Source organism: Hymenobacter negativus, from assembly GCF_017571495.1.
Lineage (GTDB): Bacteria > Bacteroidota > Bacteroidia > Cytophagales > Hymenobacteraceae > Hymenobacter > Hymenobacter negativus.
The window spans coordinates 119,097-145,311 of sequence record NZ_JAGETZ010000015.1 but is presented as its reverse complement, the minus strand read 5'-3'; the positions used below and the strand labels follow the sequence as shown (position 1 = coordinate 145,311).

At 61.7% G+C, this 26,215-nt stretch carries 29 protein-coding genes and 2 pseudogenes; 20 read left to right on the top strand and 11 right to left on the bottom strand.

What is annotated here, in order from left to right:
• Positions 1–124: 124 nt before the first annotated feature.
• Positions 125–1,606, bottom strand: a complete 1,482-nt coding sequence (locus J4E00_RS24320; protein ID WP_236050111.1) for a PLP-dependent aminotransferase family protein — start codon at positions 1,604–1,606, stop codon at positions 125–127.
• A gap of 153 nt (positions 1,607–1,759) precedes the next feature.
• On the opposite strand from J4E00_RS24320, the gene J4E00_RS24315 reads away from it, so the two are divergent.
• The 8 genes and pseudogenes from J4E00_RS24315 to J4E00_RS24280 all read left to right on the top strand — a co-directional run bounded on the left by J4E00_RS24315 (position 1,760) and on the right by J4E00_RS24280 (position 7,245).
• Positions 1,760–2,689, top strand: a complete 930-nt coding sequence (locus J4E00_RS24315) for a GNAT family N-acetyltransferase (RefSeq protein ID WP_236050130.1) — start codon at positions 1,760–1,762, stop codon at positions 2,687–2,689.
• Positions 2,690–2,759: 70 nt separating this feature from the next.
• The gene (locus tag J4E00_RS24310) at positions 2,760–3,518 is read left to right on the top strand and encodes an SDR family oxidoreductase (RefSeq protein ID WP_208177969.1); all 759 of its coding nucleotides are present in this window, start codon (positions 2,760–2,762) and stop codon (positions 3,516–3,518) included.
• A gap of 299 nt (positions 3,519–3,817) precedes the next feature.
• A pseudogene (locus J4E00_RS30330) lies at positions 3,818–4,144 on the top strand (alpha/beta hydrolase); the annotation flags it as partial.
• A gap of 68 nt (positions 4,145–4,212) precedes the next feature.
• A complete protein-coding gene (locus J4E00_RS24300) occupies positions 4,213–4,614 on the top strand; it encodes a hypothetical protein (RefSeq protein WP_236050109.1) in 402 nt (133 codons plus the stop codon).
• A gap of 258 nt (positions 4,615–4,872) precedes the next feature.
• On the top strand, positions 4,873–5,283 hold the full coding sequence (locus tag J4E00_RS24295; RefSeq protein ID WP_208177966.1) for a cupin domain-containing protein: 411 nt from the start codon (positions 4,873–4,875) through the stop codon (positions 5,281–5,283).
• Between the two features lie 101 nt (positions 5,284–5,384).
• The gene (locus J4E00_RS24290) at positions 5,385–6,059 is read left to right on the top strand and encodes a carboxymuconolactone decarboxylase family protein (protein ID WP_236050108.1); all 675 of its coding nucleotides are present in this window, start codon (positions 5,385–5,387) and stop codon (positions 6,057–6,059) included.
• A gap of 13 nt (positions 6,060–6,072) precedes the next feature.
• Positions 6,073–6,477 (top strand): putative quinol monooxygenase, encoded by a 405-nt coding sequence (locus tag J4E00_RS24285; protein ID WP_208177964.1) that lies wholly within the window; start codon positions 6,073–6,075, stop codon positions 6,475–6,477.
• Positions 6,478–6,672: 195 nt separating this feature from the next.
• On the top strand, positions 6,673–7,245 hold the full coding sequence (locus J4E00_RS24280) for a sugar O-acetyltransferase (protein WP_208177963.1): 573 nt from the start codon (positions 6,673–6,675) through the stop codon (positions 7,243–7,245).
• A gap of 114 nt (positions 7,246–7,359) precedes the next feature.
• Here the strand turns inward: J4E00_RS24280 and J4E00_RS30090 are convergent, their stop codons facing one another.
• Positions 7,360–7,833: a hypothetical protein gene (locus tag J4E00_RS30090; RefSeq protein WP_317196668.1), complete on the bottom strand. Its 474-nt coding sequence runs from the start codon at positions 7,831–7,833 to the stop codon at positions 7,360–7,362.
• A gap of 64 nt (positions 7,834–7,897) precedes the next feature.
• Here J4E00_RS30090 and J4E00_RS30085 point away from each other — a divergent pair, with 64 nt between their 5' ends.
• The gene (locus tag J4E00_RS30085; RefSeq protein ID WP_317196667.1) at positions 7,898–8,101 is read left to right on the top strand and encodes a helix-turn-helix transcriptional regulator; all 204 of its coding nucleotides are present in this window, start codon (positions 7,898–7,900) and stop codon (positions 8,099–8,101) included.
• On the opposite strand, the gene J4E00_RS24270 is transcribed toward J4E00_RS30085, so the two are convergent.
• Entirely contained in the window at positions 8,049–8,768 is a 720-nt protein-coding gene (locus tag J4E00_RS24270) for a hypothetical protein (RefSeq protein WP_208177962.1), read from the bottom strand. The two genes, J4E00_RS30085 and J4E00_RS24270, sit on opposite strands and share 53 nt — an antisense overlap.
• A 324-nt stretch (positions 8,769–9,092) precedes the next feature.
• On the opposite strand from J4E00_RS24270, the gene J4E00_RS24265 reads away from it, so the two are divergent.
• Positions 9,093–9,785 (top strand): phosphatase PAP2 family protein, encoded by a 693-nt coding sequence (locus J4E00_RS24265; protein ID WP_208177961.1) that lies wholly within the window; start codon positions 9,093–9,095, stop codon positions 9,783–9,785.
• Positions 9,786–9,903: 118 nt separating this feature from the next.
• Here J4E00_RS24265 and J4E00_RS24260 read toward each other — a convergent pair whose 3' ends face one another.
• Together J4E00_RS24260 and J4E00_RS24255 are read right to left on the bottom strand one after the other, a co-directional pair.
• On the bottom strand, positions 9,904–10,419 hold the full coding sequence (locus tag J4E00_RS24260; protein ID WP_208177960.1) for a GNAT family N-acetyltransferase: 516 nt from the start codon (positions 10,417–10,419) through the stop codon (positions 9,904–9,906).
• 79 nt (positions 10,420–10,498) lie between these two features.
• On the bottom strand, positions 10,499–10,693 hold the full coding sequence (locus J4E00_RS24255; protein ID WP_208177959.1) for a hypothetical protein: 195 nt from the start codon (positions 10,691–10,693) through the stop codon (positions 10,499–10,501).
• A gap of 334 nt (positions 10,694–11,027) precedes the next feature.
• On the opposite strand from J4E00_RS24255, the gene J4E00_RS24250 reads away from it, so the two are divergent.
• Both J4E00_RS24250 and J4E00_RS24245 read left to right on the top strand, forming a co-directional pair.
• Positions 11,028–11,339, top strand: coding sequence for a hypothetical protein (locus J4E00_RS24250; RefSeq protein ID WP_208177958.1), 312 nt, complete (start codon positions 11,028–11,030; stop codon positions 11,337–11,339).
• Positions 11,340–11,354: 15 nt separating this feature from the next.
• On the top strand, positions 11,355–12,491 hold the full coding sequence (locus J4E00_RS24245) for a DUF2931 family protein (protein WP_208177957.1): 1,137 nt from the start codon (positions 11,355–11,357) through the stop codon (positions 12,489–12,491).
• A gap of 78 nt (positions 12,492–12,569) precedes the next feature.
• Here J4E00_RS24245 and J4E00_RS29660 read toward each other — a convergent pair whose 3' ends face one another.
• Positions 12,570–12,779 carry a DUF4272 domain-containing protein gene (locus J4E00_RS29660; protein ID WP_262898456.1) on the bottom strand — a complete coding sequence of 70 codons (210 nt, stop codon included), beginning with the start codon at positions 12,777–12,779 and terminating at the stop codon, positions 12,570–12,572.
• A gap of 139 nt (positions 12,780–12,918) precedes the next feature.
• On the opposite strand from J4E00_RS29660, the gene J4E00_RS24235 reads away from it, so the two are divergent.
• Complete coding sequence (locus J4E00_RS24235) at positions 12,919–13,635, top strand: hypothetical protein (protein ID WP_208177956.1); 717 nt, start codon at positions 12,919–12,921, stop codon at positions 13,633–13,635.
• Between the two features lie 106 nt (positions 13,636–13,741).
• On the opposite strand, the gene J4E00_RS24230 is transcribed toward J4E00_RS24235, so the two are convergent.
• Positions 13,742–13,930 carry a hypothetical protein gene (locus J4E00_RS24230; RefSeq protein WP_208177955.1) on the bottom strand — a complete coding sequence of 63 codons (189 nt, stop codon included), beginning with the start codon at positions 13,928–13,930 and terminating at the stop codon, positions 13,742–13,744.
• Between the two features lie 157 nt (positions 13,931–14,087).
• On the opposite strand from J4E00_RS24230, the gene J4E00_RS24225 reads away from it, so the two are divergent.
• On the top strand, positions 14,088–15,086 hold the full coding sequence (locus J4E00_RS24225; RefSeq protein WP_208177954.1) for a 3-oxoacyl-ACP synthase III family protein: 999 nt from the start codon (positions 14,088–14,090) through the stop codon (positions 15,084–15,086).
• Positions 15,086–15,946, top strand: coding sequence for an MBL fold metallo-hydrolase (locus tag J4E00_RS24220; RefSeq protein ID WP_208177953.1), 861 nt, complete (start codon positions 15,086–15,088; stop codon positions 15,944–15,946). The genes J4E00_RS24225 and J4E00_RS24220 overlap by 1 nt, the downstream gene beginning before the upstream one ends.
• A gap of 314 nt (positions 15,947–16,260) precedes the next feature.
• Here the strand turns inward: J4E00_RS24220 and J4E00_RS24215 are convergent, their stop codons facing one another.
• Positions 16,261–17,481 carry a putative sensor domain DACNV-containing protein gene (locus tag J4E00_RS24215; RefSeq protein ID WP_208177952.1) on the bottom strand — a complete coding sequence of 407 codons (1,221 nt, stop codon included), beginning with the start codon at positions 17,479–17,481 and terminating at the stop codon, positions 16,261–16,263.
• 102 nt (positions 17,482–17,583) lie between these two features.
• Positions 17,584–18,534 (bottom strand): TIGR01777 family oxidoreductase, encoded by a 951-nt coding sequence (locus J4E00_RS24210; RefSeq protein WP_208177951.1) that lies wholly within the window; start codon positions 18,532–18,534, stop codon positions 17,584–17,586.
• A gap of 556 nt (positions 18,535–19,090) precedes the next feature.
• On the opposite strand from J4E00_RS24210, the gene J4E00_RS24205 reads away from it, so the two are divergent.
• The 5 genes from J4E00_RS24205 to J4E00_RS24185 all read left to right on the top strand — a co-directional run bounded on the left by J4E00_RS24205 (position 19,091) and on the right by J4E00_RS24185 (position 24,409).
• A complete protein-coding gene (locus J4E00_RS24205; protein ID WP_208177950.1) occupies positions 19,091–20,077 on the top strand; it encodes an amidohydrolase family protein in 987 nt (328 codons plus the stop codon).
• An 83-nt stretch (positions 20,078–20,160) separates the two neighbouring features.
• Positions 20,161–20,865, top strand: a complete 705-nt coding sequence (locus J4E00_RS24200; RefSeq protein WP_208177949.1) for a siderophore-interacting protein — start codon at positions 20,161–20,163, stop codon at positions 20,863–20,865.
• A 139-nt stretch (positions 20,866–21,004) separates the two neighbouring features.
• A complete protein-coding gene (locus tag J4E00_RS24195; protein ID WP_208177948.1) occupies positions 21,005–21,607 on the top strand; it encodes a Crp/Fnr family transcriptional regulator in 603 nt (200 codons plus the stop codon).
• An 83-nt stretch (positions 21,608–21,690) separates the two neighbouring features.
• Positions 21,691–22,623 (top strand): NAD-dependent epimerase/dehydratase family protein, encoded by a 933-nt coding sequence (locus J4E00_RS24190; RefSeq protein ID WP_208177947.1) that lies wholly within the window; start codon positions 21,691–21,693, stop codon positions 22,621–22,623.
• 334 nt (positions 22,624–22,957) lie between these two features.
• Complete coding sequence (locus tag J4E00_RS24185) at positions 22,958–24,409, top strand: F390 synthetase-related protein (protein WP_208177946.1); 1,452 nt, start codon at positions 22,958–22,960, stop codon at positions 24,407–24,409.
• Between the two features lie 13 nt (positions 24,410–24,422).
• Here the strand turns inward: J4E00_RS24185 and J4E00_RS29655 are convergent.
• Both J4E00_RS29655 and J4E00_RS24180 read right to left on the bottom strand, forming a co-directional pair.
• Positions 24,423–24,923: pseudogene (locus J4E00_RS29655) on the bottom strand (glycosyltransferase); the annotation flags it as partial.
• A 658-nt stretch (positions 24,924–25,581) separates the two neighbouring features.
• Positions 25,582–26,214: a hypothetical protein gene (locus J4E00_RS24180; RefSeq protein WP_208177945.1), complete on the bottom strand. Its 633-nt coding sequence runs from the start codon at positions 26,212–26,214 to the stop codon at positions 25,582–25,584.
• Position 26,215: the final 1 nt, after the last annotated feature.

Genomic DNA, 26,215 nt, shown 5'->3' with positions numbered 1-26,215 from the left:
CAATGGTCAAAGCGGTATCCAGTAATTATTATTGAAATAGACAAAGGATGGTGTTGAAAGCGATGTTTGCAGCGCCCTGTGTTCGGCTTGTGCCGGCTGCTACGGGCTTGGGGACCGTCTACCGTTACAGTGTGTAAAGCTCGCTCAGTGCCTGTTGCAGCACCGCTACACTTTGGGTCAGTTCGTCGGGAGTTAACGAGGCAAAGCCCAGGCGCAGGTGGTGGGCGCGGGTTTCGGCCGGCGTTTGAAAAAGCCGCCCATCCCCGATGCCCAGGCCAAGTAGCCGGCAACGAGCGGAAAGGTCGTTTAAGTTAACCTCGTCGCCAAAGCGCACCCAGACAGCCATTCCTCCAGCGGGCTCATCAAAACTCAGCCAAGGACTTGCCTCCTGGCGCAGCAGGGCACAGAACACGTCCCGGCGCTGCTGGTAGTGGTGGCGGGCCCGCTTTAGATGAGCCCCCAGTTCCCCCTCGGCAAAAAGCTCGGCAATGCTCTGCTCCAACACTGCATCGCCTTGGTGGTCGATGTGCCGCCGTAGCTGTCCCAAGGCTTCGATAATGTCGGCCGGCGCAACCACGTAGCCCACCCGAAAGGCCGGCGCCAGCACCTTGCTCAAGGAGCCCAGGTACATCACCCGCCCGTGGCGGTCCGCACTGGCCAGCGGCAGGATGGGGGCGCCATCGTAATGAAAGTCGTAGTCGTAGTCGTCCTCCAGAATGATGAAATCGTACTGCTCGGCCAACTGCAAAAGCCGAACCCGACGGTCGGCCGCTAGCATGACAGTCGTCGGATAGTGATGGTGGGGCGTCACGTACAGCAGCCGCACCGCCTGCCGCCGGCATACGGCCTCCAACTCCTCCACGTTCAGGCCGTGGTTATCGACGCGTACCCGTTCGAGGCGGGCCCCCTGTTGGGCGCAGGCGTAGTCGGCCCCGTGGTAGCTATGTTCCCCTACCACCACCGTGTCCCCGGTCCGCAGCAACAGGCGCAGCAGCAGGTACAGGGACATGCTGCTGCCGCGCGTCACGAACACATTTTCAACCTGCGCGGGCAGGCCCCGCGTCCGTTGGAGGTACTGCGCCAACTGCTGCCGCAGGGCCCCGCTTCCATTGGGGTCCGCGTAGCCCAGCCCTCGCCGCTGGCCCGCACGCAGGGATACGGCGCGATACTTGCGCACCAGCGAAGCCAGCGGCGCCAAGCGACTATCCGGCGAGCCGGCGTCGAGCACAAGCGGCAGGGACGGGGCGCGGACCGTCGTGGGATACGTGGGAACGGGCTCGTAATTGAAGCCGGCACGCGGCGCGAACTGGCGTGTGGCGCCCGCTGGTAGAGCCGCTGGCCGAATAACGGGGATACTGCTGCTCACCCACGCGCCTTTCGACGCCACCTGATGAATCCAGCCCTGGGCCACCAGTTCGTCGAAGGCCACGACCACCGTTTGTCGGTGCAATCCCAGCAAGCCGGCCAGAGTACGGGTGCCGGGCAGCTTGGTTCCCGCCAGCAACAGCCCCTGCTGAATGAGGTGGATAAAGCCGGAAGTCACCTGTTGGCTTAAGCTATTTGGGCCGTGGCGCTCCAGCGGAATGAGCGTTGCGTAGGGCAACATAACCGGACTAGCTGCTATCATAAAACCGGACCAGGTGGGTAGGCCGGTAAGGTATCACCTTTGTTGCACTTCTGCGCCGGGTGATGCTTTGGGTCCGCTTTCTGTGGCAGCTCATGGGCTTCCCGCGCGAGCGTACTCCCTTCTACTCGTTTGATGACGCCCACCCCATCCAGTGTAGCGGTACCCGCTGTGCCCCCTACGCCCAACACGCAGGCAGCACCTGTTACGGAATTGCTGCGTGAAGAACCCATTCGGCGCTTGCGGCTTGACGACCTGCCGGCTTGCCTGAGGCTAGCGCAAAACCGTAGCTGGCCGCCTGAAGAGCAGAAGTGGCGTTTCCTGTTTGCCGCCGGGCAAGTGTACGGCTTGGCGGACCCAGCAGGTGAGCTGGCGGCCACCGTCGTATTAACCCCCTATGGCCCTGAATTGGCCGTTATCGGTATGGTTCTGGTAGCGGCGCGATACAACCGGCAGGGCCTGGGAAGGCGGCTGATGCAACACGCCTTGGCCGAAGCACACGGCACGCCCGTGGCGCTGTATGCGACCGAAGCCGGCCGACCGCTGTACGAGGAATTGGGCTTCCGAACGCTAATTGCCTCGACGACGCACGTTGGCTACTTCCAGCCCCGGCCCGCGACGACGGGACCCGGCCGGGTGCGGCCAGCGACGCTGGCAGATAGCGCCGCTATTTTCCGATTGGATGCACAGGTTACTGGTACGAACCGGCAAGCGGTGCTCGACCAACTGCTCGTGTTTGCCGAGCACTGGTGGGTACTAGAACATAACGGGGTAATCAAGGGCTACGCGGCGGCCTGGCGCAACATCGGGCAGGTAGTAATGGGCCCGGTCATCGCGCCCGACGCGGCGGGGGCGCAACAGCTAGTGGCCGCTGCAGGAAAGGCGCTGGGCCCGGCAGAGCTGCTGCGCCTGGAAGTAGACGCCCGGCACCCGACCCTGTTGGCCTGGGTCCCGCAACACGGGCTACAACCGACGTTCACCACCTCGCTCATGCTGCACGGGACGGATGCGTTGCCAGGAAACCGCACGCAGCTGTTCAGCCCCATTATGCTGGCCCTTGATTAGTGCCCTCTCAATCTCCGGTATAGTTTCTTCCATACGGTCCACTTTTACCGCTCCAGCGTCCGTTCATGTCATGAATTCAACCCCCAAAATAGCCCTCGTAACCGGGGCCGCCCAAGGCATCGGGGCGGGAATTGCGCAACGCCTCGCCGCGGATGGGTGCCGGGTGGTTGTGCTGGACCAGACCGCGCAGGCGGGCTACCACACGGTCGCGGCCATCGAGCGGGCTGGCGGGCAGGCCCTGGCCGTTGGGGCCGACGTGGCGAACGAACAGGCCGTAGCCGAGGCGCTGGAGCGCATTATTGCCGAGGTCGGCGCGCCGACTATTTTAGTCAACAATGCCGGGTTTGCCCGCGACGGCTCCCTGACAGCCATGTCGGTCCAGGACTGGGATGAAGTCATTGCTGTACACCTAAGGGGCAGCTTTTTGCTGACCAAGGCATGCCTGCCGGGCATGAAGGCCGCCGGTTGGGGTCGCCTCGTTAACATATCCAGTATTTCAGCTCAGGGTCACCGGGACCGGGCCAACTATTGCGCGGCCAAAGCGGGGATGCACGGCTTTATCAAATCTCTGGCCGTGGAATTGGGGCCTGATGGCATCACGGCCAATGTGGTAGCCCCTGGACTCGTAGTTACGGCTATGACGGAAGCCACCGCCCGCCGCAAAGGCCTTACCCTGGAAGCCCACCTGCACCAGGCCATCCGGCAGATTCCCGTGAACCGGGCCGGCACCCCAGCCGACGTGGCGCATGCCGTCGCGTTTTTTGCGTCGGAGGCCGCTGGGTTTATCACGGGACAGGTGCTGTTCGTGGCCGGGATGCCCGTTGATTAAGGCGGACCGTTGGGAACCATAGCTCGGCACCAGCCCCAAAACGAAAAGAACGGAACATCTGGCTCGCTCTTTTCAATTTCTACCACATACCTTAAAGCCCGTCCTAGAGCAGTGTTGGAACCAGAGACGAGTAGCGCGAACTTTCAGTTCGCGTCCCTGCTCCGCTTGGTCGTCGTTCCAAGACGCGAACTGAAAGTTCGCGCTACGGCCCGACCGATACATTGATGCCGAAATGGCTCTGACTTAATTTTATCACCTTTTCTACAGGCCAAAACTTCGCCTAGTTAAGGATTCTGTTCATGCCTTCTTTGTCAAGTAGTCCCGCCATCGTTTTTATCACGGGTGCCGTCGTCACGTCAGCTAGCTGGGATAACTGGAAGACGTTCTTTGAAGGCGAAGGCTACACGTGCTACGCGCCCAACTGGCCCCATAAAGAGGCGCCGGCCGCAGAGCTGCGCCATCAACACCCGCACTCGCCCATCGCTCAAAACGGCCTTGAAGACGTGTTGCAGGTCTACACTGATTTCATCGCGCAGCTCTCCACCAAACCTATTGTTATTGGGCACTCTTTCGGTGGGCTTATTGTGCAGCTCCTGCTCCAGCAGAACGCTGTCGTAGCCGGTGTGGCCATCGAGTCGGCCCCGCCCTTGGGCGTGGTGGTGGCCAACTGTCGCTGGTTCGGTCCGTCCTGCCCATGCTTGGCCTGTTTTCATCCCTGGAAACCACGTTTCTGCCCACTTTCAAGCAGTGGCAGTACACCATTGCCAACGGCCTGCCCTTGGCCGACCAACGGAAATACTACGGGGAACTGGCCGCGCCCGAATCAAAAAAGACCATTCGCGGTGCCCTGAGCCTAGCCGCACGCGTCGACTTCCGCCAGCCGCACGCGCCGCTGCTGTTTCTGGCCGGCGGCGCCGACCGCATCATGCCCGCCGCCCTCAACCGCGCCAACCACCGACGCTACCGGCACGCCGGCTCCGTCACTGACTACCAGGAGCTGCCCGGCCGCAGCCACGCCATGCTTGGCCAGTCCACCTGGCGCGAAGATGCGGCCTTGGTCCTGCGCTGGCTCGCCGCCCAAGCCAGCCTAAAATAACCTGATTACCCTCCTCAAACGAAACGAGCGGACCATCTGGCCCGCTCGTTTCGTTTCCACTCTACCTTTCAAAGTGTTACTTGGCATTATGCATTCGGCGGTTTGAAAGCGGTAGCTAATCTCGGAGTGGAGAGAGCAGGCTGTTTGAAAAGTATACAAAACCATTTGATTCTTGCTTTCGGCCAGCTCGTGGCCCGAGGACCTTTGTACTGCGTATTGCTAACCCGCACTATCGCAGCACCTAATCCCCCAATCTTCATGAGCGAATCAACCAAAAACACGGCCATTCCGACCACCACGAAGGCCGCCACTGAGCACTTTGTCGGCACTGCCTGGGTGAGCCTGCTCACCCAGCCCGGCAATCCTACCGACTGCGTGGTGGGCAGCGTCACCTTCGAGCCCGGGGCCCGCAATAGCTGGCACTCGCACCCGGCCGGCCAAATCCTGATTGCCACGGAAGGCGCCGGCTACTACCAGGAAAAAGGGCGGCCCGCCCAACTCCTGCGCCCCGGCGATACGGTGACCATCGCGCCCGGCGTGGTACACTGGCACGGCGCCACCGCCACCAGCCTCTTCACCCACCTCGCCATCGGCCCCAATAGCAGCCAGGGCGTGGCCGATTGGGGCACTCCCGTCACCGATGCCGAGTATCAGGCGGCGCACGCGTAGTGCAGCCGGCCGACCTATATGTCTTTGCGGGTCCGACCATGCAGCACCCTCGCTTTTTCGCAACGGTTGTGGCCGTCCTCTTCCTGCTTTTTTCATTTCCGATGAACGCCCAACCCCTGACCCCGCCCGGCGAGTCGTTAACCGCCCGGCAGCAATCCATCGTCACCATTTCTGCTTGCACCGCCAAAGGCAATTTGCTCCGCTTGCACCACGCCCTGGCCGCGGGCCTGGATGCCGGCCTCACGGTAAACGAGGCCAAAGAAGTGCTGGTGCAACTCTACGCTTACTGTGGCTTTCCGCGCAGCCTGCAGGGTATCAATACGCTGATGAAGGTACTGGAGGAGCGCAAAGCCCAGGGCCGGCACGACGTGGTGGGCCGGGAAGCCTCGCCCATCACCAGCACGGCTCCCAAGTATGAGCGCGGCAAGCAGAACCTGGAAGCCCTCACCAAGCGCCCCGAAGCCAGCCCCCAAACCGGTGCTAATGCTTTCAGCCCGGAAATCGATGTGTTTCTCAAAGAACACCTGTTTGCCGACATCTTCGAGCGCGACGTGTTCAGCTTCCAGGACCGGGAGCTAGCTACCATCGCGGCGCTCGTGAGCCTGGGCGGCGTCGAGCCCATGCTACAGGCCCACTTCGGCATGGGCATGAACACGGGCCTGACCGAGCCCCAGCTCCGGCAGCTCTTGGCGCTGACGGAAACAAATGGCGGCCTAAAAGAAGCCGAAGCCGGCCGGACCATGCTAGCTAACGTGCTGGATGCAAACAAGAAGTAAGACCTCTTTCCACATGAAAAGGAATGTATTTCGCCAAGGAGCGGCGTTACTATACGCCGCCTTGCTAACGCTCATGGCTAGTGGCGGCGCGGCGGCCCAAGTCAGTCCCCAGGTCGTACACCTGGCCAAGCTGGAAATTTATCCAGAGCAGCTTGAAAACTACAAAGCCGCGCTCAAGGAGCACACCGAAACCGCGCTCCGTGTCGAGCCCGGCGTGCTCACGCTCTATCCCATGGCCGACGCCAAGCAGCCCACGCACATCACCGTGCTCGAAATCTACGCCAGCCAGGCGGCCTACCAGGCGCATCTGAAGTCCCCGCATTTTCTCAAGTACAAGACCAGCACGCTGAAAATGGTCAAGTCCCTCGAACTGATTGATACCGTGCCGCTGGTGCCAGCAATGCCGGTGAAACAGTGAAAATATGACGCTACTTGCCTATTCCAGCAGGCTGATAATTCTGGGTCGGCTGGACGACGGAATGGAAGCCTTCTAAAGTCCCGGGCCGCTGTAAGTGGCAGTGCAATAACTTTTTGAAACGCAATTGCAATGAGGGCAACAACCAGACCCGGAGCCCTCATTTGCCAGGAAAGCCTACCAACTTTACGAAACCACATGGAAACCCAACCCCGAACCATTTTTGAGCGCGAGCTGGCCGGCGAGCTTATCTCGCTCGACGACCCGGAATATCCGCAGATTTACGCCATCATCCGTAAGGCCATTCGCCTCACCTCGCAACTCAATGCGATGGAGGTAGAGGACAACGCGCAGGTCAACCGCGTGTTCAGCGAGTTGATTAACCAGCCGGTGGATGATTCCTTCTTCTTTATTCCACCTTTCTACACGGATTTCGGCCACAACATCCGCATCGGCAAGAACGTCTTTGTCAATCACGCCTGCACCTTCATGGACCGGGGCGGCATTACGCTGGAAGACGACGTGCTGGTGGGACCGAAAGTAAACCTCATCACGTCCAACCACCCCACTGAGCCCGGGCAACGGCGCGGCACCGTTTCCAAGCCCATTGTGCTCAAACGCGGCGCTTGGATTGGCGCCAACGTCACGGTGATGCCCGGCGTCACCATTGGTGAAAACGCCATTGTGGGCGCGGGGGCCGTGGTGACCAAAGATGTGGCCGCCAACATGATTGTGGCGGGCGTACCGGCGCGGGTGGTAAAGCACCTGTAGCCGCTGAAAACAAGATTTCCAACAAGCTTCTGGATGTAATATTCGTCACTGAAACGCCTTCCTTGTTTCCCCATGGCGGCTCCTCCGTTCCGAACCTCTGGCTTTGCCCGGGAGTTACACCACCAGCGCCGGCTCTTCCGCGCGCTGAATGCTCCCATGGCCCAACCCCAGCGCACCACCGCACCGCCGGCCGTCCCGGCTCCGACCGCGGAAATTACCATCCTGAGCATGGATGAGGTGCGGTGCGGCATGGGCTCGTTTTACCGGCGCGACCAGTTCAAGGTTATCTTGGTGGTAGAGGGCGAAGTGGAACTGAATTACGCCACCCGCAGCTTTGCCATCACCAGGCCCGCGCTGGTCTTCACCAACCGCCTGGTGCCCTACTCCTGGGAACCGGTGGAGGGGGCCACACAACAGGAAGGCTACATCTGCGTGTTCACCGAGGCGTTTCTGCATTTGGCCATGCTCGGCGTCAGCCTCAAAGAATCGGTGCTCTACAAAGTCGACGGCAACCCCGTGTACTTTCTCGACGAGGCCCAGCTGCGCTATCTCTCCGAAACCTTCGCCCGCATGCACCGCGAAGCCCATCCTGAAAAACGCTCTGGACTACGCCGACCGCCTGGCCGTTCACGTCAACCACCTCAACCGCTCGGTGAAAGAGGTGACCGGCAAGTCCACCACGGCTCACCTGGCCGAGCGGTTCGTGAGCGAAGCCAAGGTGCTGCTCCAGCACTCCGATTGGAGCGTAGGCGAAATTGCCGACCGCCTCGGCTTTGAATACGCCACCTATTTCAATAGTTTCTTCAAGAAACATACTGGCACGACGCCGCTGGCCTTCCGAAAAACTGCCCGGTAAAGGACTTAATAACGTCGCCGAAGTAGTTGGTGGAGAGGTTTGCCCGCTCGGCAAAGTAGGCCACCGTGGGCAATTCCCGCACCTCCTTTTCCGGCTGGAAATACTGCTCCAATTGGGCATAAAAGTCCGCCACTACGCGGTGGTACAGGGCGGCGCGGGATTGAAACTGCCGTTCGTAATAGAGCTGGATGTACGAGAGGATAAGGGCCGCATACGAGACGAGCACGGCCTTGGCAACCTGCGGCTTGCGGTATTCGGCGTAGGCTTTCTCAAACAGGTCCTGCAGCACAGCCTTTTCCTCCGGGGTCAGGTGCAGCACCTCGTGGCTGCCGTAGCCGGCAAACGAATACTGCTGGACGTAAGGCGCCAGCAGCTCGGCGCTCACGGCGAGGCCGTAGCCGGACAAGGGTGGCGCGTCGCAGGTGTTCCAGGCCAGGGGCTTGAGGGGCGTGTCCAGGTAAACCGCGTATTCCAGCGAGCCGTCGGCCGCGCGCGGGCCATTGGGGTAGGCTTTGAGGGACAACGCGTAAAAATCAATGCTGACCGGTGGCGACTGCTGCTGCGGGATGCGCATTTCATCGTAATGCATGACGTGCAGTGCCGGGTCTTTCGGCCCACTCACCCCGAGGTAAGCCAAGTGCTGAGTAATGGTGTGGGCCTGGCTCATGCGCGCTTAATTCAGTTAATGCTCCAACTAGCAAAGGTCCGTGCTGCTCGGGCTGAGGAATGAACATTTTTACGGACAAAGTGAAACGGATTACAGATTCTTCCCAAGAAGCTACATCGCGAAAACGTTGGGTCCGAATCGTAAGGCGAGTAGTGACTGCTTGATTGCATTCGACATTCTGCCGGTTCTCGAATGCCTGGCGCGACGCCCCAAGAGCGCTGCCCACGCAAGCATTGTGTTAGGCGTAACGGCGCCTCTTGCTATTCGAACTGTTTTCCCTGAACACTACCAAGCAATGGATTACGTGTGCTACCTCATCAGTCAGTGACCGCCCCGCATGGTGGCGGACAATTCAGCCGGTTGTTACTTCATCCTTATTCTCGTCTTCTGTTCCTCATGCGTGTTCCGCCGTCCCTGCGTTGGCTATTTCAGTTAACCCTAAGCGCAGCGCTCCTTTGTCCCGTAGCATTTTGGTGGCTCGACTACCCGCTGGCCCACTGGTCCGTTCAGCACCTGAGCGGGTGGCGCAATGCCCTGGCCGCAATAACCGCCACGTTTGATTCGGTCCTGCTAGGGCCTCTATTCTATTTACACGGCTTGGTGGCCTTAGTAGTGCTGTTTTTGGGTGCCCGCCTGCTTACGCGTCGTCCCTTTTTTACGCTCCTGCTGGCAATTGTTGTGCTTCGGGTCAGTAGCGAGGTCGCGGCGAACATCCTGAAAGTGCTCATACACCGTCCTCGTCCCGGGGACAACGCAAACTTCCCTGATTCCTTTCCATCGGGGCACACCACGATTTACTTCGGGACTTTTTTGCTCTTTGCCGCTTGCTTTCCGAAATACCGAGGGCTGCTACTTGGAGTGCCTGTCCTGATTGGGATAGAAAGGGTAATAAACAATTGGCATTATCTGAGCGACGTATTGGCAGGCGTCGCGCTAGCAAGCCTGCTGACCAGCTTTTTTTTAAGCCTGGCGTATTCCTGGACCGGCCCTTGTGGCGAGCAAGTGCCCCGGTTCTAGCCGCTGCGCCTGATAACGGAGCGCTGACAAGCTAACTTGGCTGACGCCGGGCAAACCCTTATTTCGCTTTTTAAAGCGCGTTTAACATACAACCGTTCGCGCTAACGACCAGCGCCTCTCACTGTTGCCATTCTGCCTTTAGGATAGACATCACGATTTTATCGTGGAACAGGCCGTTGCGGAAGCAGGCTGCTCGCAGACGACCCTCTACCACAAAACCGGCTTTGGTATACGCTTTTAGGCCGCCAACATTCGATTCGGAAACCGTGAGCATGATACGGTTGAGATGATGCGTGGTAAAGCCGAGGGTTAGCACCTCTTTTGTTACCGCCGTACCTACCCCTTTCCCCCAGTAGGCTTTCTCCCCAATCAGGATGAAGTACTCGCCCGACTGGTTGGTGGCGGAAAGGTTCGAGAGGCCCGCATAGCCAATCAACGCGTTGGTCTCTTGCAGGTAAATGCCGAGGTTGATGCTTTTCTCATCCCGTAAGGTGGCTGCGAACCAGTGGTCAATCTGCGCCGGAGTCTTCAGGTTTTGGAAAGCGGACAAGGAATAGTGAATGACTTTGGGGTCGCCAATCCAAGGGTAAAAGCAGACGCTTTCCTCCAGCTGCATGCGTGCTAGCTTTATCATCGCAGTGTTTTTAGCGAAGGTAATGCCCTGCTTTTACCGTTCCGACCGTTTCGCTGCAACCAACAGGTCCTGATTTACGCTACACCAACTCGCGAAAGGCCCGGTAGTCGCTCTCCGTGATTTCTTTTATCCGCTCGACATACCCGCCCCCGCACCACCCCAAATCCGAGAAGAAGTACTGGTTGGTTTGGGCCGCAAAAAAGACGATGCCCTCCCATAAACGGTCGTAAATCTTCTCGACTTCGATTTGCTTCTTCTCGATTTCTATGAGCATGGTATCCGGGGCAAATGGTGGAATAATATCCGCTTTTTTGGAACGGGGCGAATGGCCCCATCGAACGGCGCATAAGTACGGCTTCGGCTCCTTACGTTGAACGATGCACGTTCAAGCCAGTATGGTTCCGTTTGCCTTCGGTCCCTTTCACTAAACACTAAAAGGCATCTGCCAGCCCTGACAGGTACTTCCTAGCAGCATTTTCGGCCTGGGCTCTTGCCGCTCTTCTTTTATCATGATAAGCAAAGAATTCACAGGTGATGATAAACGAACGTACGTATAATCTTCTTTCTCTGCATACTTAACCTAGTTAGTGACTCTGCTTTTGGCTCTTATGCAGTCCTCTCCCCCCGTTGCCCCGGCCCCCAGCTTCAACGCCCTGCTCGGCGCGGGGCTGGTACTGGCCAATACCCTGCTGCTGTATTGGTATCTGTTTTACTACGAAGTCAGTGAAAACGACCAACTCTTTTACGGGCCAGTGCTGGCCACGTCCTGGGCGGCGCAGTGGATGTTCTTAGCGGCGGGCAGTGCCCGCCCGTGGCGGGTGTGGTACTGGGTGGTGGCCGGGCTGAGCGGAGCAGCGGCCGGGCTGCTGTGGCTGGGCTACTTCTGGTTGCGGGCCTTTGCCCGCGGCTTCAACCACTAGCTCCAGTCCCAACCGATGAAAGCATTCTTTCGGCGTTTGAACCGGACCAGCCGGGTGTTGCTGGTGCTGTTTGTGGTGCTGGCCGGGCTGGCGCTGCACAACTATTTCCGCTATGCGCCCGGGTCGCGGCACCGGCTGCGCACGTTCTACGACGACGCTTACGGCTTCCCGGTGTACGTCAACCAACTGGATTTTTACCCCGATGAGCAGCCTGCCACCGGCTCGGCCAACGCCGTAGTGGTAGGAGTGGGGCCGGTGGGCATCGACTCGTCGGAAGTGCGCGCCAACACGCCCACCGGCGAATGGGGGCGCGGGCCGGTGAGCATCGATACCGAACTGCTGCCACTGCCCACCGTGCTGGCCGTCAACTACACCTCCGTGGCTGAGCAGCGCAGCTACGGGGGACGCGTGCCGCTGCCCCGCACCCGCTTCGACAGCGTGCTGGCGCACCTCAATGCCCATCCGGCGCTGTACCAGTCGATGTACGCCTACCCCGACAATCAGCCCGGCTTCGAGCTGCAAGCCGGGCTGGGGCCGGGCGGGCTGGTAATAGTGTGGCTGCTGGGCGAGCAGTACCAAGTGGAGCTGGCCCGCGCCCACCTGCCGGTCGTGCCCACCACTTGGCCCAAAGCGGCGGGCGTAAACCCCGACGCCGCCTTCACCGAGCCCGGCCCGCCGGCCCGCCGCTTCGCCGAGTTGCGTCGCCAAGTGGGCCGGGCGGAACTGGCTCGCCTGGACTCGTTTCCGCACGTCTCGCCCGCGCTGCCTGACTCGCTGGGCCGGCGCTACCGCTACCGCCTACGGGTGCTGGGCCAGCCGCTCGCCCCGGCCACCCTCGATGCATCGTTTCTCAACAACGAGCAGGAACCGCTGCCCACGCCCGGCGGCGAAGCCGGCGTGCTTTTCCGCGCCGTACCCGACGCTCTGCAGTACACTGTGGCCGGCACAGACCTGCCCACCCACGAGCGCAGCACCGTCTTTGAACCCCGCGAAACCCGCCGCGCTTTTGCCCGCGTGCAGGCCGCCTGCGCCCCTGGCGAGGTGCCCGAGTTGCGCCTGACTACCAGCGGCGAAGATGTGCGCGTCGAATTGCGCTGCCACCACCTGACGGTGCCGCTGCTGCGGGCTATCACCTACGTCGGTCCTGACTAGCGCGGCCGTTGCCGCAACCAGCCGAAGCTTTGCAAAAACCAGGGACGTTGCTCCTCAAGCGTCGGTGCTCACGTCGTCTCATTGCTCATCAAAACGAGCCGTCAGCCAGTTGAGGGCATAAAAGCGCTCGTAGACCACGGCGCTTTCGAGCCCAACGGGGGCGGGTTGTCCTTTAAGGCGAGCATCCACGCAGGCCCAGGCGTAGCGGTAGGTCAGGTTGGCGGCGTACCGGATTTCCGGAGCTGGGCGCAGGCGGGCGCGCTGCCGAAACTCGGCCTTCGAGTACAGGAAAGCAAAGTGAAAAACAAACCTGATAGCTTCTACGGCAGCGTGGCCGTGGGCGCTGACGTGACTGTCGCAACCGACGCTGGTCAGTTAACGTTGGCAGCCGACCGGCCCACCTTGGTCAGCCGTGTACCCAACTGCGTTGCGACTCTCTTTTCTCCCTGCCCTGGCTTTGCTGGCCGCCTGCCGCCCCGACGTAGCCACCGAGCGTCTGCCCACCGCGCCCTTGCTGGAAACGGTGCCGGCCGGTTACCGCCCCGTTGAGCGGACGGATACGTTACCCAGCTATTGGGCAGCGCCCGAAGCGTACGCCAACAACGCCTTCGACTTCACCCCAGCCTACCTGAGTCAGGTGCAGTTGCAGGTACAACTGGTGCCCGCTTCGGCCGCACACGGCCCTGCCTTCGATACGCTCACCTTTCACGGGGTCACCAGCGGCTATGGCCTGGGCCGTGAGGGGCTCAACTGGATATTTGGCGTGCCCCCGCGCCGGCTAACATCGGCCTTGCTCGACAGCCGGGGCGAGCCAGCCAAGGTCTTCACGGCCACCTTCTACTCGCTAGTCATCACTGAGGAATCGGTCAATAAGGCCGGCTACCGCTACACCCGCAACCGCTACACCACGGAGTACCCTTTCTGCCCAGTGGCCGTGGCCCACGCCGGCGACTCGGTCGCCTACGTTCGGGCGTACCTCCTGCGCGGCAACATGCCCCGGCCCGATACGCTGTACGCGGCTAGTAGCACCTCGCCGCCGCAACACCTACCTCACGAAGCCGACCGCCCCGATACCACCCGGCAGGTGCTGCTGCGCTTCAGCCTGCGGCAACTGCGGCACTCGGCTACTCCCGCTGGGTATTAATTAGCCATTTAGAATGCCCACAAAGCAAGCAGCTCCAGCAGTTGGTTGTCGTTGTTCTGGCTTTTGTCGCGGGTCGAGACGTGGGCGTAGATGACGGCTTTGGCCATCAGCCAGCAAGTATTAGGCCCTTTTCAAAACGAAGAAAGTTGCCTTCATCATCAAAAACCCATGCGACGAGGCCTTTTTTATCAAGTGTTGCCATCAGTCCTATAAGACCAGTTGAAGCCATTTCCACAGGCTGTAAATCCGCTTGGGTAAGCAGGTCCAGCGCAAAGTCAAAATCAGTGCGGCGCATAACGCTAAAATCTTTGATTTGATTATTCCCCAAATTATAAGCTGCACGCGGCCGGTCTGCCGCCCCCGCCGGCCATGCTCAGCCTGATTGAGTGCCCTGGAAAAAGCCATGCTGCAGCGCTGGCTTATCTTGCGCAAATAATTTGGATTGCTGCTCTATGAACGTTGCTTATCCGGTTCGACTGCTGGGCACGGGTGCGTACCTACCCACGCGTCAGGTTACGTCGGCCAACCTGGATGCTGAGCACCAGCGCCCTGCTGGGGCTACGGAGCGACTGGGGGGCGTGCGGTACCGACACTTCGCCGCGCCCCACGAAACCTCCACCTTCATGGCCGCGGAGGCCCTACGGCAGGCCCTGGCTACGGCTGGGCTGGCGGCCCATGAGTTGGATATGCTAATTGCTACCAGCGTGCTTCCCGAGCAACCCATGCCCACCAATGCCGTGCTGGTACACCGGGCCGTGGGCCTGAGCCCGCACGCAACCTGCTTTGACGTCAACGGTTCTTGCCTCGGTTTTTTGCACGCGCTGGAAACGGCCAGCGCGGGGCTGGCATCGGGGCGCTACGCTTACGCCGCCATCGTGGCCTCGGAGGTGGCATCCAAAGGCCTGAATTGGGATAGTTCCGAAACCAGCTCCCTGTTTGGCGACGGGGCCGCTGCGGTGGTGCTGGGCCCAGCTTCCCCGCCCGATGAGGCCGCGGTGCTGGGCATCAGCTTCGAAACGCACAGCCAAGGGGCCGACCTGTGCCAGATTGCGGCCGGCGGCACCCGCTATAACGTCGTGACGCCCCCGCCTACACCCGAGGACTACTTCTTTCGGATGGATGGGCCGGGCGTGTTTCGGCTGGCCTCGGGGGTATTCCCGGCCTTTCTGAACCGGCTGCTGCATCAGGCCGGGCACCCACGCGAAGCCATCGACTGCATCATTCCGCACCAAGCCAGCTATATGGGGTTGCGGTTTCTAACCCAGCGGCTGGGGCTGGACCCCGAGCGGGTCGTCCAGATTCTGCCCACCCACGGCAATCAGGTGTCGGCCTCATTGCCCAGCACCTTACACGCGGCCGTGAGTTCCGGCCGCCTCCGGCGCGGGCAGCTAGGCTTGCTGCTGGGCACGGGAGCCGGCGTTTCGTTGGGGGCCGCCCTGCTCCGCTATTGATGACCACCGAGCTGACCCTCCAACTGCTGGTAGGCGGTTACTGCACTCACCCCGGCTTCGTGGTTAACCCCCGGCGGGCTAGCTGGGCCCCGCAGCAGTTTCCGGCGATGTTCGCGCTGCTGCGCCACCCCATCCAAGGCCTGATATTGTACGACACGGGTTACGCGCCCCGCTTTTTTGCGGAAACGGCGCGTTTTCCAGCCTCGCTCTACCGCCGGGCCACGCCCGTGGTGTGCACCTCTGAGCAAACAGCCGTGGCCCAGCTAGCCCGCCAGGGCATCCGCCCCGACGACATCGGCCTCATTATCCTCTCCCACTTTCACGCCGACCACGTGGCTGGGCTGCTTGATTTCCCCCGCGCTCGCTTGCTCTACCTACGAGCCGCTCTCGACCCGAAATTGCGGCACCGCAGTGTGTGGGCGAATGTGCGGCGGGGTTTGCTTCCCGGCCTGCTGCCCACCGACCTGACGGCCCGTAGCACCTTTGCCGACGACTTGCCTCGTGTCCCGCTGCCAGACCTGGCGCCTTTCAAAACCGGGTACGACCTGCTTGGCGACGGCAGTTTGCTTGGTATTGAGGTGTCGGGGCACGCGCCGGGGCAGCTCGGCCTGTTCTTCACTGCGCAGCCCGGACGGCCCGTTTTTCTGGTGGCGGACGCTTCCTGGACGCGCCACGCATTTGTCAACCTTGAATTACCCTGGCCGCCGGTGCGCCTCATTATCCACGACATGGCCCAGTACCGCGGCCAGATTCATCGGCTGCACGAGCTGGCCAATGCCCGGCCTGACATCCTGCTAGTGCCGTCGCACTGCCAGGAAAGCATTGATTTGGCGGTTTCTGCCTTGCAAGAAGAGACGTGAGCCAACGGTTAATTTCGCTTTTAATTATTTCTGGTCTTGGTTAAAAGTTCGGTCCAAAAGTCGCATTTGGCCAGCTAGGATTACGCAGGCTTGTCCCGGCAAAATTGAATGGCTTGCCTACAGAATTAGTGGAGATGAAGCTGCAACGAAGTTCATCGCGCCCCTGCTTTAATAAGGCCGTCGGGATGTCGAGAGGTTTTGCGGTGGCATTTCGTGCGCCAACAAGCCTCATCCTAGCGGGCATAAGCAGGCCTTTATTACAAGAGCGGGCCACCTGGTACATGATGAACTCCCGGGCCGGTGATGCCTGCGGATTAAGCTAATTGGCTCCAGAAGATAATCCGGCCGGCGTGGCGATGCACCAGCTGCACGCCGCCATCCTGGGAGACGGCAACGGCCAGGCACGCGGGGGCCGCCTCGCAGAGCCGGTAGGCGGCCCGGTGGCGGGTGCCGCCCTGGTCGGCGGGCTCGGCCTGCAGTTGCTGGCCTTCCAGGTCGAGGGCCCGATGGACCTGGTCCAGCGCAATGTGCGGCGCCCGAATCTCGACCCCGAAGCCCACTATCTCCAGGTTTTGGGTCAGCACCAGCGCCCCGTCGACGGCCATCAAGTCGGCCATCAAGTCGGCGAAGTGGTCGAGGGCCACCGCTAGGGCGCGGAGTTCGGGGTCGCGGGCTTGTTGGTAGTAGGCCCAACTCACATCCCCCAGGGCCTGTTGCCGCGCAATGATGGCGTGGATGAGCTGGCTGCACCGTCCTTCCCCGCCCAGCTCCTGGGTGGGGTACTTGGGGCGTAACAAACCGCCGGGCGCCAGCAGCTCAGCTACGGCCCCCGGCGGCACAAACACCAGCAGCCCGCCGTGGCCCCCGGCTCGAACCCGCGCCACCGCCCGGCGCTGCACATGTGCTCCCAGCAAGGAAATGAGGTCGAATTCGGCCAAGCCCAGTTGGGGATTGGCGGCCACCATCTCCCCGAAGCGCCCCCGACTCCAGGCGGTGGGGAACTGCAAAAAGCCGTGGCCGTCGATGCGGCCCGCCCGTAGCGTCAACACGCGGGTGGCCCCACAGTAGCAGGTCAGCAGGCCCGGGCCCTGCACGTGCACCACCAGCACCGGGGGGACTTCGTCGGCGGTGAGCGCGGGGCTGCCGGGGAGCCGGTCCCAGGGTGTGTCCGTCACCAGCAGGCCCCAGAGCGCCAACTCACCTGCCTCGGTCTGCCTCACGGCGAGCAGCGTGGCGGGGCGGGCCACCGCCGGACTGAGCCGCCGGATTTCCTGGGCGTCCCAGGGACGGGGCGAGCCAAAGGCCACAACGTGGGGGCCCGTGGCGAGCTGCCCAGGAGCCGTCAGCTGCGCCGCAGTGGCGAGCACGACATGGCATTCCACGGGCCGGGCTTCTTCCCGCAGCAGGCTGGCCTGGTAAATGATGGACAGGAACTGGGTTAGCACGGCGTGCTCAGGCAGCGGGCTGCCCTCGATTTGAACCCAGCGCTCCCGCAGTGCGTGGGCTATTTCAGCAGGATAATACGCAGTGACCATTGGTGAGATGAAGTTTGGTAAAAAGAGTGTCGCTTGCCTAGGAGCAGTCCGAGTGGGGCAGTTTAATATATAGAAGTCGGCTTTCAGGACCGTGCGCTTCTATCAATAACTATCAGGCAATGAATTATTTATTGGGCAACAATAGGTACCTGGGGGGTAAAGCGCCTGCAAGGCCTCACGCAGTCCGGGGAACTCGAAGGCAAAGCCTTGGGCCAGCACTTTGGCCGCGCTCACGCGCTTGCCGTTCAACACCATTTCGCTCTGCTCGCCCATAGCCAGTTGGAGTATGAAAGCGGGAATATTGGGCAGCAGCAGGGGGCGGTGCAGCACCTCGGCCAATGCCGTGGTGAAGGCGGTGTTGGTAGCCGGGTTGGGAGCCACCGCATTGTAGGCGCCCTGCCAGACGTCATCGGTCAGCATGGCGAGTACGAGGCGGCACAGGTCGTCGATGTGAATCCAGGACAGCCACTGCTGGCCACTGCCCAAGGGCGCCCCGAAGCCAAGCTTCACCGGACTGGCCAGGGCTGGCAGGGCCCCGCCCGCCAAACTCAGCACCACCCCAATGCGCGGCACGACAACTCGCAGACCCAGGGCGGCGAGCGGCGCGGCGGCTTGCTCCCAGGCCTGTGTCAGGTCGGCCAGCAGGTCGTTGCCGACCGGCAGCGTGTCCTCCGTTACCAGCGCGTCGCCGGTCGCACCGTAAATGCCAACGGCCGAGGCTGAAACGACGGTGCGGACGCGGTGCCCGGGTTCGGCCAGCTCGCGGTGTAGCAGGGCCAGGCTATCGACGCGGCTGGCCAGGAGCGCCTGTTTACGGTCGGTGGTCCATTGGCCCTCGCCTACGTTGGCCCCGGCCAGGTTCACCACCGCATCAGCGAAGGGCACGGCCAGTGGGTCGATGGTGCCGGCGGCGGGGTCCCACTGAAACGCGTGGCAGGACCCGCCAGGCGCCAGCGTGCGGCTCAGATGGGCCACACAGTGGCCGGCTTCGGTGAGCACGGTGGAAAGGCGGGTACCGACGAGGCCGGTGCCACCAGTGATGAGGACGTTCATGGGAAGGGGCTTTGGGATTCCTGCCGAAGAGCATTGGAACACCACAAAGGACCGAGCGGCCTATGAGCCCAAACGATAACAAACGCTAAGAAATGCGCGCCCACTGGTATGCTGGGTGTAGTTAAACAATTAGGCCCCCGACTCGTCTCTACGCAGGTTTCATTAAGCAGCCAGGCGGCTATGAACCCGTTGTTAAATGGGGTATTGGCCGGCGTTGGCTATTCGGAGAAGTTGTATTTGCTGTGCAGGTTCAGGTAGCAGCAGAAAAGCACGGCCAAAGGCAGTAATGTAGCCACTGTTGCTCAGTTGAAAGCCAGGAAGAGGGGTGGCTAGTTAGCAAGGGGAGCATCTTCTAGCGGGATAAAGGCAGCTTTTTCCTCTCATCAATTAACTGGTTCCCAACGTTACTGGCCAAGCTTGCTGCTTCCGGGAAAAATCACCCAAAATATAAGCTGGCCGGGGTCGTCCTGTAAAGCGGGCATAGTGCTTGGTCCGCGCTGTCTCGCTCACCCAGCGGACAGAGTTGACACATTACGTACTTTGAACATAACCGAAGATGACGAAGCTGATTGCCATTGAAGAGCATTTTGTCACCCCAGCCATCCGGGCCGCCTGGGCCGCGTCGGCCATTGGGCAGGAGGGCACCGCCGTCCTGGACCGCGGCGAAATCGAAGCCATGCTCGACGACCTTGGCGAGCGGCGTTTGGCCCTGATGGACGAGGGCGGCGTGGACGTGCAGGTGCTCTCGGTGACAACGCCGGGCTTGCATAACTTGGACCCGGAGCCCAGCGTGACGCTGGCCCGGCAAACCAACGACTTGCTGTCTGCCACCATTGCCCGGCATCCAACCCGCTTTCAGGGCTTGGCCACCCTGCCCACCGCTTCGCCTGCTCACGTCGCGGCGGAACTCGCGCGTAGTGTGACGCAACTCGGCTTCAAGGGCGCGATGCTCAGCGGCCGCACCCGCGACAAAAACCTGGACCACCCCGATTTTTGGCCGCTGTTCAAGGAAGCCACTGTGCTAGGCGTGCCCTTGTTTATCCACCCCCAAATCCCGCAGCAGGCCGTGCGTGAGACCCTTTACTCCGGCTTTGGCCCGGCGGTTGATATCTCGTTGGCCACGTTCGGACTGGGCTGGCACTACGAGGCAGGCATTCAGTTCGTGCGCCTAGTGCTGGCCGGCGTGTTTGATAAATACCCGGATTTGCAAATCATCCTGGGGCACTGGGGCGAGGTGGTACTCTTTTACCTGGACCGGCTCACGGCGCTGGGGCAGGTGGCCACGCTGCAACGGCCCATTGCCGATTACTTACGGCAGAACCTGTACGTGACGCCCAGCGGTATGTGGAGCCAAGCCTACCTGCAACGCGCCTTGGAGATTGTGGGGCCGGAGCGTATTCTGTTCTCGACCGATTATCCCTATCAGTATAAACCGGGGCAACCCGGCCGCCGCTTTCTGGAAGATACGACGCTCTCAGCCGACCAAAAGACGTTGTTCGCACACGGCAACTGGGCACGCCTCACGCAGGCGGCTACGCGGTAAACCAGCATTCAGGCAAGTCGGTCGGCTGCCGTAAAGCGGCGACTCCAGCTTCGTCTAGGCTCACCTTCTTTTCTATCACTGGTATGAGTATCCTCAATTCCCTGGCCCAGCAGCTCACGCAGTCGGCGACCGTGGTGGCAGTAGTGCGGGTGGCCACCCACACGCTGCGCCTGACGCTGGGCGGCCCCGCGCTGCGCACGTGGACGTACGTTCCGGGCCAGACGCTCAACGTCTTTTTTGGTTTGGCGGCCCGAGGCGGAGCAGCCAGCCTGCGCAAGCGCACCTACTCGGTGTGGGGATACGACCCAATGCAAGGGCATCTGGAATTGGCCATCTGCACCTTTTCGGGTGGTCCTGGCGCCCGCTGGGCCGAACAATGCCAGCCCGGCGACACGGTGCATTTCGCTGGCCCCGGCGGCAAGTTCGTGGTAGAGCCGGCCCCGGCCTATGTTCTGCTGGGCGACATCTCCTGTTTGGCACACTTCTATGCCTTGCGCCGCCGCATCCCCGCGCACGTGCCGGTCGTCAGCGTCATCCACGCCCACCAAGCCAGCGACTGCTTTGCGGACCTCGACGGCAGCCAACCGCTGCACGTGGTAGTGGCCAATACGCTGACGGCTGCACAGTATCTGGCTGAGGCACCGCTCCAGGCACTGCTGGCCCGCGAGCCGCAGGCGCTGGTGTACTGGGGCGGCCCACAGGCAACGTGCGTAGCTGGCCACCGCCTGCTCCAGCTGCAATATCGGTGGCCGAACGGTCAGCTTAAAACCAAGCCTTTTTGGAAATAAGTAGTTTCTGAATCAACCTTCTACTTGCGGAAAGGACCTCGGCTTAAAGAGTCAAGTAGGGGGTTTTACCTTATTTGTTTCACAACCCCCTATCTTGCCCGGCCCCTTCCTCCACTGCTGTATCACCGCCTGCTCGTTAATGCTGCCGTCTCTCCCCGAATCTGCGATGCGCCTGCGCCAGCACCTGACCCAGTTTGCGCCCCTGAGCGACGAGGACTGGAACCTGTTGGTGCCGCACCTGCGCCTAGTACCCCTGGCGCGGCACGCCGTCTTTGCCGAGCAGGGCCGGGTCGCAGCCGACGTGGGTTTTGTACTCGAAGGCATGTTCCGGCAATATTATACCAAAGACGGCGAGGAGCGCACCAGCTACTTCTTTTTTGAAGACCAGTTGATAGGCGCCTACTTCAGCAGCCTGACCGGCCGGCCCTCGCTGGTCACCATCGAAGCGCTGAGTGCGGGCTACTGCCTGACCTTTCCCTATGCAGTGCTGGTTGACTTATTTGGCCAGCGCATGGCCTGGCAGGAGTTCGGCCGGCGGTTTGCCGAATACCTGGCCGTGGGCCTGGAAGAGCGCATGGTGAGCCTGCTGCTGCTCAGCCCCGCCGAGCGCTACGAGGCCCTGCTGGTCAGCGGCAACCCGAACATCTTGGCGCGGGTGCCCCAGCACTACATCGCCAATTTTCTGGGCGTGACGCCCGTGAGTTTGAGCCGCATTCGCAACCGCACCTCGCGGGGTCAGTAGGGCTGTCATTTCTTAGCGATTGTTATCGTTTTAGGCTGGTGAAGCGGTGGAATTTTGCCCCGTCACTTACCACTTAAAACCGCATGAAACTCCACACTATTCTGGGCGCCAAAGGCACCATCACGACGCAACTGCTGCCAGTGCTGCAACAGCACGGTGAAAAAATCCGGTTGGTTTCGCGCCACCCCACCTCGGTGGCAGGAGTCGAAACCAGGTCAGCCGATTTTCTGGATGCCGAACAGACCCGGCTGGCCGTGGACGGCTCGGCCATCGTGTACCTGCTCGTGGGCTTGGAGTACAGCGCGAAGGTGTGGCGGCGCGACTGGCCCGTGATTATGCGCAACGTCATTGCCGCCTGCAAAGCCACGCAGGCTCAGCTAATTTTTCTCGACAGCCTCTACACCTACGGCCGGGTCGAGGGACCAATCACGGAAGCCACGCCGACGCGGCCGGTGAGCGAAAAAGGGCGGATTCTGGTCGAAATTGAAAGCCTACTGCTGGCCGAGCGGCACAGTGGCGGGCTGCCGGCCATCATCGCCAAAGCCTCCGATTTTTACGGCCCGGGCGTGGTCGAGAAAAGCTGGGCTGGTACGCTGGTCTTCAGCCGTCTGAAGAAGAAGCAGACCCCGCAATGGGCCGTGAATGCCCGCGTGCCGCGCACCTACACCTACACGCCGGACATCGGCCGTGCCCTGTACGTGCTGGCGCAGCACCCCGAGGCCTTCCACCAAACCTGGATACTGCCCGTGGCCTCGCCGACACTGACTGGCCAGGAATTCGGCGCCCTGGCGGCGCAGTACATGCACGGCAACACGAAGGTGCAAGTATTGCCCAAGTGGTTGTTTAAATTGATGGGACTGTTCATTCCCTTTATGAGGGAGGCGCACGAAATGATGTACCAGGACGAAAACGGTTACGTACTGGATTCCACGCGCTTCGACCAAACCTTCGGCTTTACGCCGACTCCTTACGCGGATGGCATCCGGACTACGGCGGAGTGGTTCCTAAAAAATTGACCATTGGTGCCGCAGTCCAGCCTGCTATCCATCGGGGCCACGCCGCGCTACGAGCAACAGCAGCCCTGGGCTACCGCCTGCTTGCACCGTTGTCATCAGCTTTCACCTCATTTTCCTCAACGAGAAATTCAAAGTGGCACAATTAGCTTCAGTACCTTGCGCTGGTAACACATCAACCTTCAAGAGGAGTTTGATTTCTTCGGCGAGGCGCTGACCGATGTGTTGAGATTCGACCCGCGCCACTTCCTGTTGAGAGGGAAGCCGCTAAAGGCAAAGATGCCAACGCTCTAAATGCGACTTTTGGACCAAACTTTTAACGAAGGTCAATTCTCTCATGGCTAGCAGTTGGAGCGCCGGGCTGGACCGGCTCCTGATTTTGTGGTATTACTGCCGGGCGCGATACGGGCGCCGGCCCCGCAGCCAGGCCCAACTGCGACGGTGGCAGCAACGCCGGCTGCGGCGGTATACGCGCTGGGCTGGGCGGGCATTCGCGTTTTACCGACCGTGGGCTGGACAGCTACTCAACCAGTGGCCGGTGCTGGAAAAAAGTGAATACCTGGCGCAATTTGCCGGTCTGAACACGCACAGTCTGCCGCTGACGGAGTGCCTGGCTGTGGCACGGGCAGCGGAAGCCAGCCGCGACGTCGCAGCTTCCCAACTGCCGCAGGGGTTAAGCGTGGGGCTGTCGTCGGGCACGGCGGGGCCGCAGGGCGTGTTTCTGGTCAGCCGCCGCGAGCGGCTGGCCTGGGCGGGCACCATGCTGGCCAAGGCGCTACCGGGCGGCCTCTGGCGGCCCGCCCGCATTGCGCTGTTCTTACGGGCCAACAGCCCACTGTACGAAACCCTCGGCGGCCGGCACATCCGCTTCGCCTACTTTGACCTCACCCGTCCACTGGCCCAGCTGCGACAGGAGTTGGCAGCTTTCGCGCCCACGGTGCTGGTGGCCCCGGCCTATGTGCTGCGCCTGCTGGCCGAAGCCGAGGCCTGCGCCCCACTGGGACTGGCCCCCACGCGCATTTACTCGGCAGCCGAAGTGCTGGAAGAGGAAGACCGGGCAGCCATTGAGCAGGTATTTCGGCAGCCCGTGCTACAGATTTACCAAGCAGCCGAAGGATTTCTGGGCATCAGCTGCGCCCACGGCCGTCTGCACCTCAACGAAGAGTTGCTGCACGTGGAGCGCGAATACCTCGTTGGGAGCACCGGGCGCTTCATGCCCATCATCACCGATTTTCACCGCGCTACGCAGGCCATTGTCCGGTATCGGCTCAACGATGTGCTCATTGAAGCCACTGAGCCCTGCCCTTGCGGCTCGCCCTGCGCCACCCTGGCCCGCGTGGAAGGCCGCGGCGACGACGTGTTTGTACTGGCCACTCCCGCGGGCCAGCCCGTCCCCATCTTTCCCGATTTTATTCGCAGTGCTGTGTTGCAAAGCAGTCCGCACATTCAGGATTTTCGGTGCACTCAGACGGCTCCCGATGCCGTGACCTTGCGGCTGCACACGCCCGCAGCGGCCGCGGCTACAGCCAGCCAACACGCCTCCCAGGGACTGGCCGCGCTTTGGGCACGGTGGGGGGTGCAGGCGCCTCAACTGACCTTGGAGGAATGGGCGCCGCCTTCCGAAGAAAACCTTAGCCTGAAGCGCCGCAGGGTTCAGCGCACGTTTCCGGTGGCGCGGGCGACGCTGCTGGCAGCAGCCGGCGAACTGCTACTAGGCAGGCCTCGTGCGGGTGATAATGCGCCAGGGCTTCGGTCAGGTGACGCAGCGGACTTAAATCAAAGTCAGTGAGCAAGGTGCGCAGCGCGGCCACCGCCGTGGGGGCGTCCAGGGCGGCTACGCGCAGGCCGGCACCCCGCTCCTGCACCCGCTGGGCAAAATCAAACTGGTCGTAGTCGTGGGGGCAAACCAGGCTGGGCCGCCCCGCCCGGATGCAGCTGTACACGATGCCCGCCCCACCGTGGTGTACCACGGCCGCGAAATGGGGCAGATTGGCATCGTAAGGCACATAGCCGTACACCGACCAGTTGAGTCCTACCTCCTCGGGCTGGCTGCTGAACTGGCTTGCCTCCCCGCGGGATACCACAAAATGAACTCCGGGAAATGACTTAATCAGGGGCGCCAGCCGGTCCAGAAGCCCTTGCTTGGCCCAGGGCAGGTGGGTACCCAGCGTTACCAGCACGGCTTGCGGAGCTTGCTGCTCAGCAAAAGGTAGGCGCGTCCCAATCGGCTCGGGCGTGGCGGTGAGCGGGCCGATGAACTGGAAGGCCGCCGGCCAGTCACGGTCGAATTCCAGCTCGGCCATGCCTAGACCCAGGATGCCGTGCGGCGAGTAGGCCTGCTCCGAGCCATCGGGCCGGTAGATGCGCGTGCCCAACGCCCGCAGCTGCCTTGCCAACACCAGCCCAAAGGCCTTTTTACCGGCGCGAATGACCGCGCGCCCGACGGCGTCGCGCAGATGCTGCCCCCAGTGGCGCGGCGGCCCCCAGCCGCCCAGGTAAGCGGGCGTACCCCGGCGGGTTTCGAGGGCAAACGGCGTGGGCATGGTGGTAAGCCAGGGAAGCCCCCGCTCCTCGCAAACCAGCCCGGCCACCGGGGCACAAAAATCAGCAATGACCATGGCGGGCTGCTGCACCGCAAAAATGGCGCGTAGCTCCTGCCGAATACCGGGCAGCAGCGCCAGGTTGGCGCGCAGCTGGCTCAGCATCAGGAAAAAGCTGCTGCTGACCGGCCCCGACGTATCCACAATGCGTTCCATCGCGAATGGGTCGTGGGCCAGGACGGTGTCGACGGCAAAACCAAGTTCGCGCAGCAGGTCAGCCTTGGCGGCCCCAGTGGTAAAATGGACCGCATAGCCCTGGCTCACGAAGTAGTGAGCCAAGTCAATCAGCGGGTTGAGGTGACCGCTAAAAGGCGGTGCCACGAAGCAGACTTTAGGAGCGGACACAGCAACAGGTACGTAGTTAATGGCGAAGCAGCTGCTTGAAAAGCGCAGGCAATTCCGGCAGCTCAGCGTAGTCGAGGTGGCCTGCGGATACCCGGTAATCGCAGGGCAGCCGGCACAGGCTGCGGCTCAGCCAATCGCGCCACCCCTGCACCACGGCTACGGCCACCTGCGGGTGCGACTGATGCCGCACGCACACCGGCCCCAGCCCCACCAGTTGAATATGGAGCCCCACCGGCACCCGCAGCCAGGGCAGCGCGGCGTAGAATAGCTGCAAGCCACAGCTGCCGCACAATAGCACCAGCCGGCTCGATGTAGCATCCAGCAACGGCTGCAAATGCCGCGCGCAGGCCCGACGAAAAGTGCTGCTGCCCAGCGCCGCGATAAACTGCGCACTGTTGCGCACCGAAGCTGCCAGCAGCGGGGCTGGCCGGTAACCGGCTGGCAACGCGGCTTGGTTATAAGGGAAATTAGCCTCCAACCCCACCCAACCAGGCGTGGCAACGGCCCGCAAAACGGCCGCCTGCGCCGGACTGAGGCAGGCGCTTCGGTAATCGCTCTGGCCCGTGAGCCAAGCTACCGTACGCACGCTGGGACGGGCCAGCGAATCGGCCGGGTTGTAGCGGCGGAGGCGGTGCAGGTTGGCTATCATT

Excerpts from the sequence above, each read along its gene's own strand:
- J4E00_RS24205 (WP_208177950.1), top strand. The coding sequence starts at position 19,091 with ATGACGAAGCTGATTGCCATTGAAGAGCATTTTGTCACCCCAGCCATC.
- J4E00_RS24230 (WP_208177955.1), bottom strand. The coding sequence starts at position 13,930 with ATGCGCCGCACTGATTTTGACTTTGCGCTGGACCTGCTTACCCAAGCG.
- J4E00_RS24200 (WP_208177949.1), top strand. The coding sequence starts at position 20,161 with ATGAGTATCCTCAATTCCCTGGCCCAGCAGCTCACGCAGTCGGCGACC.
- J4E00_RS30090 (WP_317196668.1), bottom strand. The coding sequence starts at position 7,833 with ATGGGCTTCGCGGTGCATGCGGGCGAAGGTTTCGGAGAGATAGCGCAG.
- J4E00_RS24185 (WP_208177946.1), top strand. The coding sequence starts at position 22,958 with ATGGCTAGCAGTTGGAGCGCCGGGCTGGACCGGCTCCTGATTTTGTGG.
- J4E00_RS24195 (WP_208177948.1), top strand. The coding sequence starts at position 21,005 with ATGCTGCCGTCTCTCCCCGAATCTGCGATGCGCCTGCGCCAGCACCTG.
- J4E00_RS24255 (WP_208177959.1), bottom strand. The coding sequence starts at position 10,693 with ATGCTCATAGAAATCGAGAAGAAGCAAATCGAAGTCGAGAAGATTTAC.
- J4E00_RS24220 (WP_208177953.1), top strand. The coding sequence starts at position 15,086 with ATGACCACCGAGCTGACCCTCCAACTGCTGGTAGGCGGTTACTGCACT.
- J4E00_RS24190 (WP_208177947.1), top strand. The coding sequence starts at position 21,691 with ATGAAACTCCACACTATTCTGGGCGCCAAAGGCACCATCACGACGCAA.
- J4E00_RS24295 (WP_208177966.1), top strand. The coding sequence starts at position 4,873 with ATGAGCGAATCAACCAAAAACACGGCCATTCCGACCACCACGAAGGCC.
- J4E00_RS24225 (WP_208177954.1), top strand. The coding sequence starts at position 14,088 with ATGAACGTTGCTTATCCGGTTCGACTGCTGGGCACGGGTGCGTACCTA.
- J4E00_RS24320 (WP_236050111.1), bottom strand. The coding sequence starts at position 1,606 with ATGTTGCCCTACGCAACGCTCATTCCGCTGGAGCGCCACGGCCCAAAT.
- J4E00_RS24215 (WP_208177952.1), bottom strand. The coding sequence starts at position 17,481 with ATGGTCACTGCGTATTATCCTGCTGAAATAGCCCACGCACTGCGGGAG.
- J4E00_RS24260 (WP_208177960.1), bottom strand. The coding sequence starts at position 10,419 with ATGATAAAGCTAGCACGCATGCAGCTGGAGGAAAGCGTCTGCTTTTAC.
- J4E00_RS24315 (WP_236050130.1), top strand. The coding sequence starts at position 1,760 with ATGACGCCCACCCCATCCAGTGTAGCGGTACCCGCTGTGCCCCCTACG.
- J4E00_RS24310 (WP_208177969.1), top strand. The coding sequence starts at position 2,760 with ATGAATTCAACCCCCAAAATAGCCCTCGTAACCGGGGCCGCCCAAGGC.
- J4E00_RS24285 (WP_208177964.1), top strand. The coding sequence starts at position 6,073 with ATGAAAAGGAATGTATTTCGCCAAGGAGCGGCGTTACTATACGCCGCC.
- J4E00_RS24210 (WP_208177951.1), bottom strand. The coding sequence starts at position 18,534 with ATGAACGTCCTCATCACTGGTGGCACCGGCCTCGTCGGTACCCGCCTT.
- J4E00_RS24300 (WP_236050109.1), top strand. The coding sequence starts at position 4,213 with ATGCTTGGCCTGTTTTCATCCCTGGAAACCACGTTTCTGCCCACTTTC.
- J4E00_RS24250 (WP_208177958.1), top strand. The coding sequence starts at position 11,028 with ATGCAGTCCTCTCCCCCCGTTGCCCCGGCCCCCAGCTTCAACGCCCTG.
- J4E00_RS24280 (WP_208177963.1), top strand. The coding sequence starts at position 6,673 with ATGGAAACCCAACCCCGAACCATTTTTGAGCGCGAGCTGGCCGGCGAG.
- J4E00_RS24270 (WP_208177962.1), bottom strand. The coding sequence starts at position 8,768 with ATGAGCCAGGCCCACACCATTACTCAGCACTTGGCTTACCTCGGGGTG.
- J4E00_RS24180 (WP_208177945.1), bottom strand. The coding sequence starts at position 26,214 with ATGATAGCCAACCTGCACCGCCTCCGCCGCTACAACCCGGCCGATTCG.
- J4E00_RS24245 (WP_208177957.1), top strand. The coding sequence starts at position 11,355 with ATGAAAGCATTCTTTCGGCGTTTGAACCGGACCAGCCGGGTGTTGCTG.
- J4E00_RS24290 (WP_236050108.1), top strand. The coding sequence starts at position 5,385 with ATGAACGCCCAACCCCTGACCCCGCCCGGCGAGTCGTTAACCGCCCGG.